We start from the raw sequence: 12592 nt of genomic DNA, 5'->3' as shown, positions 1-12592 counted from the left end.
GATCCGCTGTCGTGACCGGGGTCGGAGTGGTCGTGGTGGCCACGCTCGTCACGACCGTTGCCGTGGCCAGCGGTGGCTACGAGGCCCAGCGCGTCGACCTCTCCGACGGAACGGTCTGGGTCGCCAACGGAGAACGCGCCGCGATCGGTCGGGCGAACACCGACGTCCTGCAGCTCAACTCCGCCGTGCGCGGCACCGGTGCCGACCTCTCGGTCGTCCAGCGCGAGCAGGACGTCCTGCTTGTGGATCGCAGCAACGCCACGGTCGGTGTCGTCGACACCGCCACGGCCGAGGTGGCCGAGAGCGTCCCGCTCCCGCCCGAATCGCCCGACGTGTCGATCGCCGGGGACCGTGTGCTCGTCGTGTCACAGGGCACGGGGGAGGTCTGGAGCCAACCGCTCTCCGACCTGGCGTCCTTCAGCAACGAGGTCGACCCCGATCTCAGCCTCGGCAAGGGACTGGTCACCGACGTCACGCCCGACGGCCGTGTGGTCGCCTACTCGTCCGACACCGGCAGGGTGTCGATCTTCGACGGAACGGTGTCACCCGACGTCGCCGAGACGCACGACGTGCCCGCCTCGTCGTCCTCCGGGTACCAGGTGGCCTCGGTCGGCGGTCACTGGGCCGTGCTCGATGCCGTCACGGGGGAACTGGTCGTCGACGGACGGCAGGTCGACCTGTCCGACCGGGCCTCGGGCGGGCTCGCCCTGCAGACGGGGTCCGACACGGGCGACGAGGTCCTGGTCGCGACGTCCACCGGCCTCTTGTCCGTGTCGATCGACTCCTCACGGGTCGCCGAGGTCGTCGGCGGACGCGAGGGCAAGCCCGCGCGACCCGTCGTCGTCGGCGACTGCCGCTTCGGCGCCTGGGCGGGCGGGTCGGCGTGGAGCGACTGTGCGTCGGCCCGCGGGGGAGTCCTCGACCTCGAACAGGTCACCGGAGGGGCGAGCCTGGTCTTCGACGTCAACGCGCGCCGGGTCGTGCTCAACGATCCGGCGTCGGGTCGGTCCTGGGCGGTCCAGCGTTCCGGCGAGCTCATCGACAACTGGTCGGACCTCTTCCAAGAGGACCGCGACCAAGAAGAGCAACAGGAGAACGACGACCGGCAACCGCCCGAGTTGGATCTCGACCAGAAACCACCGGTCGCCGTGGACGACGCGTTCGGCGCACGACCCGGTCGAGCGAGCACCCTGCCCGTGCTGCTCAACGACTACGACCCGAACGGCGACCCGCTCGTGATCGACGACGTGTCCGCACTCGACGACGCCGTCGGCCGGGTCGACCTCGTCAACGACCGACAACAGGTGCTCCTCACCCTCACCGACTCGGCTTCCGGCACGTTCTCGGTCGACTACACCATCTCCGACGGACGTGGCGGTCAGGCCAGCGCGACGGTCGCCCTCACCGTGCGCCAACCGTCGGAGAACTCGCCGCCGCAGCAGGCGCGCAGGACGTCGGCGTCGGTGTCGTCCTCGGGCCGGGTCACCACCTCGGTGCTCGGCGACTGGATCGACCCCGACGGTGATGCCTTCTACCTGACCTCGGCAGGAGGGGCGGCGGGGCTCTCGTACAAGCCCTCGGGGGACGTCGTCTACCAGGACGCCGGTGCGGGCGACACGACCGTCGACGTCCCGCTGACGGTCTCGGACGGCCGTGACGAGGGGCGAGGATCGCTCGCGATCACGGTGATGGGGGCAGGGCAGGTGCCCCTCGAAGCCCTGCCCTTCTCGCAGCAGGCCTATGCGGGCCAGCAGCTGACCGTGCGGCCGCTGACCTACGCTCGAGGCGGCACGGGCACCGTCAAGCTGAACAGCGTCCCGGCGAAGGCCGACGTCACCGTCACGCCGAACTACGAACAGGGCACGTTCCGGTTCCTCAGCGACGTGCCCGGGACCCACCTGCTCGAGTACACCGTGACGGACGGCGACCAGACGGCGACCGGCACGGTCAGGGTGGACGTCCAGTCCCCTCCGGACGCGGGCACACCCCCCGTCACGACGCCCAAGACGATCTTCGTCGAGACGTTGGGCACGCAGACGCTCGACGTCGTCGCGACCGATCGTGACCCGGCCAACAACGTCCTCATGCTCACGGCGACCGATGCCGTGCCCGCCGCATCCGGGGTCAGGGTCGAGACGCTCGATCAGCGCTACGCCCGCATCACGCTCGCGGCCCCGCTCGACGACGGGCCGGTCACCTTCGGCTACACCGTCAGCAACGGCCTCGCCTCCGCGACCGGCACCGTGACGGTGGTCGAGATCCCGCGCCGGGCGATCACCCAGCCGCCGATCGCGACCGACGACCAGGTGACCGTCCGGGTGGGGGACTCCATCGACATCGACGTCCTCGCCAACGACGAGCAGCCCGACGGCGACGAGTTGACGCTGGTGCCGCGACTCGAGAGGGACGTCCCGGCCGGCAGCGGGTTGCTCTTCGCGTCGGGTAACCGTCTCCGGTACCTGGCCCCCACCACCCCGGGCAACGTCACGGCGACCTACACCGTCGAGGGCCCCGACGGGCAGCGGGCCTCGGCCCAGGTCGCCATCGCGGTCCGCGAGGTCGACGCGGGCAGCAACGCCGCCCCCGCGCCCCAGTCGGTGACGGCGCGCGTCGTCGCAGGCGAGACCGTGCGCATCGGCGTTCCGCTCGACGGCATCGATCCCGACGGCGACTCGGTCCAGCTGCTCGGGGTGGGCACGAGCCCCGAGAAGGGCAGCGTGTCGACCGTCGGCACCGACTACGTCGAGTACCAGGCGAACGCCAGCTCGGCGGGCACCGACAGCTTCACCTACGCGGTCGTGGACGGCTTGGGTGCCCGGGCCACCGGCACGGTCCGCGTGGGGATCTCGACCCGCGCCGACGGATCGCGCAACCCGATCGCCGTCGCAGACGCCGTGACGATGCGACCCGGGGGGTCCATCACGGTCCGGGTGCTCGACAACGACTCCGACCCCGACGGGGGCGCGTTGTCGGTCGACGCCGTCGAGCCGAACGGCGAGGGTGTCGTCGCCAAGGTCGTGTCGGGGACGATGGTGTCGGTGACGCCCCCCGAGACCCCCGGGACGTACGGCCTCGTCTACACGGTGTCGAACGAGCGCGGCGGGCAGAGCTCGACCTTCGTCACCGTGACCGTCGATCCCGACGCACCACTGAACTACCCGCTCGCCGACGACACGGTCCTCGGACTCAGCGACATCGCCGGTCGGCAGACCGTGACGGTCAACCCCCTGACCAACGTGTTCTTCTCGGACGGCAGCACCTCGCAGCTCGACCTCGGACTTGCCCCGGGATTCGGCTCGACGGCCGAGGTGACGCCGAACTCGCGCGTGACCGTCCGCATCACCGATTCGAGCCAGATCGTCCCGTTCTCGGTCTCGAGGAAGGACGACCCGGGCGTCCGCTCCTACGCGTTCATCGTCGTGCCCGGTTTCGACGACGCCCTGCCGCAGGTCGACCGGACGGTCCGTCCGATCACGGTCGAGAGCGAGAAGGCCGTCACGATCGACCTCGACCGTTACGTGATCTCCGCCGGCACCAACGGAGTCAGACTGACCGACCCCGCGACGGTCCGGGCGACGAACTCGAACGGCGACGACCTCGTGGTCGACGACACGACCCTCCGGTTCACGTCCGCCGACCTGTTCTCGGGTACGGCCTCGATCTCGTTCCAGGTGACCGACGGTCGCTCGGCCGACGACCCGGACGGTCGGACGGCGTCGCTCGTGCTGCCCATCACGGTGACGTCGCGAGAGAACCAGCCACCCGTCTTCAACGGCACCTCGATCGACCTCGAACCGGGCCAGTCCCGCACGCTCGACCTCGCTCGGCTCACCACGTACCCCTATCCGGACGACGTCGACGAGCTCCGGTACTCGGTCGAACAGGGCGGCGTCGCGGGCTTCGGCTTCGACCTGTCCGGGTCGAAGCTCACCGTCTCGGCCGAGGCCGGCACCGCGAAGGGGACGAGCAGGTCGCTCCCCGTCGCCGTCAGCGATGCCCTCAACCCGGGTCGGAGCGGTGCCGTCACCGTGTCGGTCGTGGGATCGACCCGCCCGCTCGCTCAACCGGCCGCCGATCGTGCCGTCGTCAAGCGCGGGGCCTCGACCTCGGTCGACGTGTTGCAGAACGACCAGGCGACCAATCCCTTCCCCGGGCAGGCGCTGCGGGTGGTGGCGATCCGTGGGCTGAACGGGTCGAGCGTGCCGGCAGGCGTCTCGATCACGCCGAGCGGTGACAACCGGAGTCTCGCCGTCTCGGTCGCGGCTTCCGCGGCCCCCGGCGACACGAACCTCCAGTACCAGGTCGCCGACGTCACGGACGACCCCGACCGATACGTCTGGGGCACCGTCACCATCAGCGTGCAGGACGTCCCGAACGCCCCCAATGCCCCGGTCCGAACGGGCACCTTCACGGGGGGACAGCTCACCCTGAGCTACACGGCTCCCGCGGCCAACAACTCGCCGCTGACCGGTTACCGTCTGACCGGGGCGGGTTCGGCCGGGGGCTCGTACTCCAAGGCCTGCGGGCTGGCGACGGTCTGCACCCTGACCGACCTGCCCGCGGGCCAGCGGTTCTCCTTCACGGTCGTCGCCACCAACGGCGTCGGGGACTCCGCTGCATCGGCGCCGAGTCCCGCTTACAGTGCCGACTACGTGCCCGCCGCACCCACGGGCCTGAGCGCGACTGCGGTGCCGTCGGGCCAGGGCGACACCCGGATCACGTGGACGGACTCGCCGGATCCCCGGCCGGGCTCCGCGATCCAGTCGTACGTCGTCGAATGGTCCGGGCCCACGACGGGATCCCAGACCGTTCGCCGTGGGGTGCAGCAGAGCGTCATCCCCGGCCTCGTCCCGAACCAGAACTACACGGTGAACGTCTTCGCGAAGAACGACGCCGACGTCGACAGCGAGGCGGCGTGGGCCCGGGCGTCCCTGACGCGGGTGGTACCCGTCGGGAGCCCCGGGGTACCCCAGGTCACGGCCACCCCCGTGAGCGGCGGCGTGCAGATCACCTGGACGCCGTCGACCGCGAACGGCGGATCGGCTCCCACGTACCGGGTGGTCCGCGTCGCCGGCTCGGACGGGCCGGTGTCCTGCGACACCCCGGGTGACCCCGTTCCCCTCGCCGGCGGGGGAGCGACGGACTCGTCCGCAGAGGACGGCGTCACCTACCTCTACGTCGTGAAGGCGGACAACGGCACCTTCTGTTCCGCGGGTTCGGGTCGCACCACGGCACTCAAGGCCCCGGGTGCTGCTCGCGCGACCGTGGCGTCGATCGAGAACGGTGGGGGACGCTTCGACGTCAGGGTCTCCGCGACCGACGTGGTGTCGGGTACGGCAGCCCGATTCGAGTGGTCGCAGAACGGGCAGACGGGTTGGCAGCCCCTGGCCGCCGACGGCTTCGTCTCCACCGGGGGATACGGCACCGAACTCCAGGTCTACGTCCGAGGCTGTCGAGACGCTTCCGAGACGTTCTGTGGCGCCGCGTCCGATCGTCAGGCCGCGACGCCCGTGACGGTGCGGCCCGTCATCGTCTCGTGCGTCCCCGGCGAACCCCTCGTGGTCAACCCGCCGTCGAACGGTAACCTCGACTTCTTGGCGACGGTCGAGTTCAACGTGTCGCCCCTCATCCTGGACAACTGGCAGTCCGGAGACAGGAACGGCGCGTACACGACGACGTCCCGGGTCGATCCCTCGGCGACGGAGGTCCGCATCCGCGGGACGGTCGACGGCAAGACCGACAGCGGCTACGCACGGGTCACCTGCGGCTGAAGCCCATGAACGACACATCGAGGAACGAAGACACATGAGCATGACCCCCGAGCAGGCGACCTGGTTCTCCGACATCTTCGGGCGACTGGTGGCCAACGTCGACCAGGTGCTGCTGGGCAAGACCTTCGTCGTGCGACTGTCGTTCACGGCTCTGCTGAGCGAGGGGCATCTGCTGCTCGAGGACTTCCCGGGCACGGGCAAGACCTCGCTCGCCCGCGCGATCGCCCAGAGCGTCCAGGGCTCGAGCAACCGTGTGCAGTTCACCCCCGACCTCCTGCCCGGCGACATCACCGGCGTCAGCATCTACGACCAGAAGGCCGGTGGGTTCGAGTTCCACCGCGGGCCGATCTTCTCCAACATCGTCCTCGCCGACGAGATCAACCGCGCCAGCCCCAAGACGCAGTCCGCCCTCCTCGAGGTGATGGAAGAGAGCCGCGTGACCGTGGACGGCGTCAGCCACGCCGTGGGTTCGCCGTTCATGGTGATCGCCACCCAGAACCCGGTCGAGCAGGCCGGCACCTACCGTCTTCCCGAGGCCCAGCTCGACCGGTTCATCATGAAGACCTCGATCGGCTACCCCGATCACGCGGCGACCGTCCGCATCCTCGAGGGCTCCGCCACGAGGGTCCACGAGGGCAGCCTCAACCCGATCGTCCAGGCCGGGGTCATCACCGAGATGGCGCAACTCGCCCGCACCGTGCACGTCGAGCCCACCATCAGTGACTACGTCGCCCGGCTCGTCGACGGGACGCGAACGGCCCAGGAGGTCCGTCTCGGTGTGAGCGTCCGCGGTGCGCTGGCCCTCGTCCGTTCGGCCAAGACCTACGCGGCGTCCCTCGGTCGTCACTACGTGATCCCGGACGACGTCAAGTCGCTCGCCGAGCCCGTGCTCGCCCACCGTCTCGTGCTCGACCCCGAAGCGGAGTTCGACGGGGTCACGCCGTCCAGCGTCGTGAGCCAGCTGCTCATCGAGACGGCGCCACCCGCCGAGCGGGTAGCCGTGTGAGCGAGCGTCCTCGAGGCACCGACCGGGCCGCCCGGCCCGCGCCGGGGTCGACCGTGGACGGGTCCCGCGCCGGCCGGACACGACCGCGGGTCGGCACCCGCGGCGCCGACCAGCGATTCGATTCCGCGTTCTCGACGGGAACGCAAGGACTGACGAACGCCCGGACCCGGATCGTCGGCGACCGTACCGGCATCGGAGCGGACCTGCTCGTCCTGCTGGTCAGGACGACGCGTGGGGCTCGCCGTTCCGTCCGCCGGGCGTTCACCAGCGCCTCCTCGGTGGTCACGCCCTTCGGGTGGTCGATGCTCGTCGCCGCACCGGTCGGGCTGCTCGTCGGCTACCTGCTCGGCTGGACCGAGCTCGTGGTGGTCGGCTTCGCCGCGATCGTCCTGCTGCTCGTCGCAGGGCTCGCTCTCGTCGGACGGAACACCGTCCGCATCACGCTCGAGATCCCGCACGAGCGCGTGGCCGTCGGCGCCCCGGCGGCCGGCACCGTGCGGGTGCGCAACGCGAGCGCCCGCCGCATCCTCGGAGTGTCCGTCGAGGTCCCCGTCGGACCGGGGCTCGCCGAGATCGGCCTGCCGAGCCTCCGCTCGGGAGACGAGGTCGCCGAGTCGTTCGACCTGCCCACCACCCGACGCGGCGTCGTGGCCGTGGGTCCGGTCAGCACCGTGCGAGGCGACCCGGTCGGCCTCGCCCGACGCGAGATCGAATGGACCGGCGTCACCGAGGTGTTCGTGCACCCCCGCACCATCGGCATCCCGAGCACGAGCACGGGTCTCATCCGTGACCTCGAGGGCAATCCGACGCGTGACCTCTCGCCCAGCGACATCTCGTTCCACGCCCTGCGCGAGTACCAGCCGGGCGACGAACGACGGAACATCCACTGGAAGTCGACCGCCAAGACGGGCACCTACATGGTGCGGCAGTTCGAGGAGAGCAGGCGCAGCCACCTGGTCATCGCCCTGAGCCTCGCGGCCGGTGACTTCGCCAACGACGACGAGTTCGAACTGGCCGTCAGCGTCGCGGGTTCTCTCGGTGCTCGCGCCATCCGTGACGCGCGTGAGGTCAGCGTCGTCGTCGGCGAGACCACCCCCGAGTTCGCCAAGCGGAAGAACCTCGAGATCCGCTCCCTGAGCACGCTGACCCGGAACCGCCTGCTCGACGAACTCGCGGTCGTCACGTCGGCGGAGTCGGCGCTGGCCATCACCGACGTCGCGCGGGTGGCGGGTGATCAGGTCGTGGGGATCTCGGTGGCGTTCCTCGTCGTCGGGTCCACGACGACGGTCACCGAGATGCGCGCCGCAGCCCTGCAGTTCCCCCTGGGGGTGGAGGCGGTGGCGATCGTGTGCGACCCCGAGACGGTCCCCGGCATGAGGCGCATCGCCGATCTCACCGTGCTGACCATCGGGTTCCTCGAGGACCTGCAGAAGTCGCTCGCCCGAACGGCGAGCGCATGAGCGTCGTCGACGGGGTCCGGACGCCCGCGGGGCCAGCGGCGCCTGCTCCGCGCGCACGGTCCCGCGCGCGGCCGTCACGACTGCGAGCCCCGTTCGTCGCCTGGGTCGTCGCGTTGTTCGCGGCCTCGCTCGGCGCCGCCACCGTGACCTTCTGGCCGGTGTACGAGAGCGCTGCCTTCGTCGTGCTCGTCGTCGTCGCCTTCGCCGTCGGCGTGGTCATCGCGCTGGGCACCGCCGCCCTCCGGCTGTCGAGCGTGTGGGTGTTCGCGGCGACGATCGTGGCGTACCTGTTGCTCGGGGTGCCGCTCGCCGTGCCGTCGCAAGCCTTCGGCGGCGTGCTGCCCACGGGTCGGGGCCTCCTGACGTTGGTCTCGGCGACCGCTCTCGGCTGGAAGCAGCTCGTCACCATCGCCTTGCCGGTGGGCAGCTACGAGGCCCTGCTGGTGCCGGTCTTCGCGCTGGTCCTCGTCGGCACGGTCGTCGGCCTGTCCGTCGCGCTCCGCAGCCGACGCGGAGAACTCGCCGTCGTCGTTCCCGTCGTCGTCTGGATCGCGGCGATCGTGCTCGGTCCGGGCGAGGCCTGGTGGCCCCGCGTCACCGGTCTCGCCGTGTTGGTGACGGTGGTCGCCTGGGTCGTCTGGTGGCGCCTCCGTCGACGTCGCATCGCGCTCGGGGCCCTCACCACCCGTGCTGTCACGACGTCTGCCGGGCACCGCCCGGTGGCCGTCCGGGCCGTCGTCGGTGCGTTCGCCACGCTGGCCGTCGCGGGGACGGCCGGCACGGTCGCCGTCGCCGCGATCCCGCCGGTCACCTCGCGGACCGTGGCGCGCACGGTCGTCGAGCAACCGTTCGACCCGCGGGACCACGTCAGCCCGCTCAGCGGCTTCCGGGCGTACGAACAGGAGCCCACCGTCGACCAGACGCTCCTCACGGTCTCGGGCCTCCGTGACGGTCAACGACTGCGCGTGGCCACGCTCGACACCTACGACGGTGTCGTCTACAGCGTCGGCAGCGGCCAGGTCGACAGCGCCTCCGGGTTCTTCACCCGCGTGCCGTCCGACGTCGACCAATCCCGGGTCGACGGGCAGGCGACCGCGGTGGACGTCACGATCGGTGCCTACGACGACCTCTGGCTCCCCACCGTCGGCCGACTCGAATCCGTCTCGTTCGGAGGACCCACGGCGGATGCGCGGCGGGACGCGTTCTTCTACAACGACCTCACGGGCACGGCGGCCGTCCTCGGCGGACTGCGGCAGGGCGATTCGTACCGACTGGACGCGGTCGAGCCCCGCCAGCCCGGCGACGACGAACTCGACGCGCTCACACCGGGGACCGCCACCGTGCCGACGCCGCGGGACGTACCGGACGAGCTCACCTCCTCGCTCGAGGAGGACGTCGCCGGGGTCCAGGGCCCCGGGGCGCGCCTCCGGGCGGCGCTGAGCGCCCTGCGCGAGGACGGTTACGTGAGCCACGGCGTCACCGCCGACGAACCCGTCAGCCGATCCGGGCACGGTGCGGACCGCATCGCCCAGCTCTTCACCGACCCCGTCATGATCGGCGACGCCGAGCAGTACGCGACGGCCGCCGCGCTGATGGCCGACCGGCTGGGGTTCCCGGCGAGGGTCGTCATGGGATTCGCCCCCGAGACGGACGGGGGCCCCGTCGACGTCACGGGGTCGAGCGTGACCGCCTGGATCGAGGTCGACACCGCTCAGTACGGCTGGGTGGCGCTCGACCCGAACCCGGCCGAACGTCCCATACCCGAGGACCAGGTGCAGGACCCGACGCAGATCTCCCGGCCCGAGTCCGTCGTCCAGCCCCCACCCCAGGACCCTCAGATGCGGGACGACCAGACGCCGCCGCAGTCCGAGCAGGACGATCCCGAGACGCCCCCGGCCTGGTTGGCCATCGTCCTGGCGGTCGTGCGGGTCGTCGGCTGGAGCGCCCTCGTCGCCGGTCTGCTCGCGGCCCCGTTCGTGACGATCGTGGTCCTGAAGGCGCGGAGGCGTCGTCGCCGCCGGACGGCGACGAGTCCCTCCGACCGCATCAGCGGCGGCTGGCACGAGTTCCAGGACGCCGTGGTCGACCACGGCATCCGCACCCCGCCCGCGGCGACCCGGAGCGAGGTCGCCGCCGTCGTCGGTGGCTCGCGTCCTGCGGTGCTCGCCCGGGTGGCGGACCGTGCGGTGTTCTCGCCGAACCCGCCCGCGGAGTCCGACGCCGACCGCGTCTGGACGGCCGTCGCCGAGATGAGACACGCCCTCGGCGTCGGGCTCACGAGGCGGCAGCGGTTCGCCGCGGCGGTCTCGCTCCGGTCTTTGCGTGGTTACCATGGGCGCACCCCTCCCGAGCGACAGAGGAACGACTGATGTACTGCCCCACCTGTGCCAGCCCCCTGCCCGTCGGCGCGATGTTCTGCGGCGAGTGCGGTCGGGCGGTCTCGAGCGCAGACCTCGCGGCTGCCCGACGTCGGGCCGACGCCGCCGCCGAGCACGTCGACGCCACCAGTGCGCCCGACCTGCCCGAGGCTCCTCCGCGTGCGACCTCGCACCCCCGCCGCAGCGATGCGCAACCCCCGTGGTGGGTGCGCGACCGTCAGGCCGACACCGGCGTGCCCGGGGTCGAGGTCGAGCCGACCCGTGTCGATCACGCGCGGTCCGAAGCGCCCGCGTCGGCTCCCGAGCCCCCGGTGTGGCCGGTCGACGATCGAACCGTCGTGCCCACGGGCGAGGACGACCGCCCGACGGCCTCCGAGGAGGCGCGGGCCGAGTCCCCGAAGGCCCCTGACCCCGGCAACACCACCGTCTCCGGCATCCCCGCCGTCCCCGACGGCCCCGTCGGGGCCCTCGCGACGCCGGCACCCGAGACGGTCGGATCGCCGACACCGCTCCGAGTGCCCTCCGAGCACCCCGACAACGGGCCCCGCCCCTCGTCCGCCCCGCTCTGGACGGCGTCGTTGACGCCTCTCGCATCGGACGAGTCCTCTCCCGACGTGGTGACCGCCGTCGAACCCCCCTCCGCCGAGGCGTCCCACGGACGTCGAGACGACGACGGCGAGGTCCGGTCAGGCGAGGTCGAGACGTCCACCGCCCCTGACGGAACCCGGCCGGTCGAGAACGACCACACCGAGGGCGCGACCGACCCCGAGGCGACGGTGATGCCGGACGAGTCCGCTCCCTCGTCCGACTCCTCCTCCGAGGTCGTCCCCGGCGACCGGGTCGCGCCTCCTGCGGGCCCGCCGCCTCTCGTGCGGCCGACGGCCGACGGGCCGCGGGACGGCGACACCGCCCCGGTGGCCGCCCTCGGCCGTGACCTCCGCCCGCCGGTCCCGAGCGGGTCCCGGCCCGCCCTCCCCGACTCCGACCGCCCCGAGCCCGTACCGCTCGTCGAGCCCGCACCGCTCGTGGACCCCGTACCGCTCGTCGAACCGGGCTCCGCCGTCGTCCCCGAACGGTGCACGCACTGTGGCGCACCCATCGACGAGGACGACATCTTCTGCGGCGAATGCGGTGCGGTCGTGCAGTCGGTCGCCTTGTCGTTCACGGGGCCTGTCGTCCCGCTCCCGCCCGAATGGCGACCCGACGACGAGTCCGTCCTCCGCCGTCGTCCCGCCACACAGGACCGTGAGGGCGCCGGATCGGGCTCCGACGACGCCGGGACCTCTCCGGACGGCCCGGGCTCCGGCGACGACGTACCCGTCCGAGACGGCGCCGACGACCGGCAGGACGACACGCCACGCCCGGCACCCGAACCGATCGACCACGTCCCGGGCTTCCGCGCCGAACGACCGGCGGCGACTCCGACTTCGAGCGTCGCCGACCTCCCCCCTGCTCCCACGTCGTCGTCGGCTCCGTCCTGGCGCCCGCGTCGGGTGCCCGTGGACCTGCCCGACGACGCCGACGTCGACGAGACCCGGATCGTCCGTCGTGGTGCACTCGGAACCGAGTACGTGCTGCAGTTAAGCACCGGTGAGAGCATCACGGTCGACGGGACCGGCCTCGTCGGCCGTGCACCGACGCCCCAGCCGGGGGAGCGCTTCGACCAGCTCGTCCGCATCGTCGATCCCGGCAAGTCCGTGTCGAAGACGCATCTGGAGTTCGGTCAGGAGGCCGGAGCCCTCTGGGTCAGCGACCGGTGGTCCGGCAACGGGACGGTCGTCCGTCCTCGTGACCTCCCGCCCCGCCGTGCCGATCCCGGAGTCCGCGTCCGCGTGACGCGTGGCACCCGGGTCGAGATCGGCGAGCAGTTCTTCGTCGTGGTCTGACCCACGGCTCCTCCCCACGCGGCAGGGTGGTCGGTCCTTCCCCCGACCCGACCACCCGGTACCCGCCGCGGCCGGTGCTCCGCTCCACTGG

General features: G+C 71.7%; 5 protein-coding genes. All 5 read left to right on the top strand.

All coding sequences use genetic code 11. From position 1 onward, the window contains the following. Positions 1-11: 11 nt before the first annotated feature. Genes IFT36_RS05135 through IFT36_RS05115 form a run of 5 tightly spaced genes read left to right on the top strand, consistent with a single transcriptional unit; the run spans position 12 to position 12501 of the window. The gene (locus IFT36_RS05135; RefSeq protein WP_200412588.1) at positions 12-5771 is read left to right on the top strand and encodes an Ig-like domain-containing protein; all 5760 of its coding nucleotides are present in this window, start codon (positions 12-14) and stop codon (positions 5769-5771) included. 34 nt (positions 5772-5805) lie between these two features. Continuing rightward, entirely contained in the window at positions 5806-6777 is a 972-nt protein-coding gene (locus IFT36_RS05130) for an AAA family ATPase (RefSeq protein ID WP_200412587.1), read from the top strand. Between the two features lie 53 nt (positions 6778-6830). Beyond that, positions 6831-8237, top strand: a complete 1407-nt coding sequence (locus IFT36_RS05125; RefSeq protein ID WP_173150992.1) for a DUF58 domain-containing protein — start codon at positions 6831-6833, stop codon at positions 8235-8237. Further along, positions 8234-10606 carry a transglutaminase domain-containing protein gene (locus IFT36_RS05120; protein ID WP_200412586.1) on the top strand — a complete coding sequence of 791 codons (2373 nt, stop codon included), beginning with the start codon at positions 8234-8236 and terminating at the stop codon, positions 10604-10606. Before IFT36_RS05125 ends, IFT36_RS05120 begins: the two co-directional genes overlap by 4 nt. Further along, positions 10606-12501 (top strand): zinc-ribbon domain-containing protein, encoded by a 1896-nt coding sequence (locus tag IFT36_RS05115; RefSeq protein ID WP_200412585.1) that lies wholly within the window; start codon positions 10606-10608, stop codon positions 12499-12501. The genes IFT36_RS05120 and IFT36_RS05115 overlap by 1 nt, the downstream gene beginning before the upstream one ends. The last annotated feature ends 91 nt before the right edge of the window (positions 12502-12592 follow it).

Source organism: Frigoribacterium sp. CFBP 13605, from assembly GCF_014839405.1.
In the GTDB taxonomy this organism is placed as follows: Bacteria; Actinomycetota; Actinomycetes; order Actinomycetales; family Microbacteriaceae; genus Frigoribacterium.
This window is presented reverse-complemented; position numbering and strand designations above follow the sequence as displayed.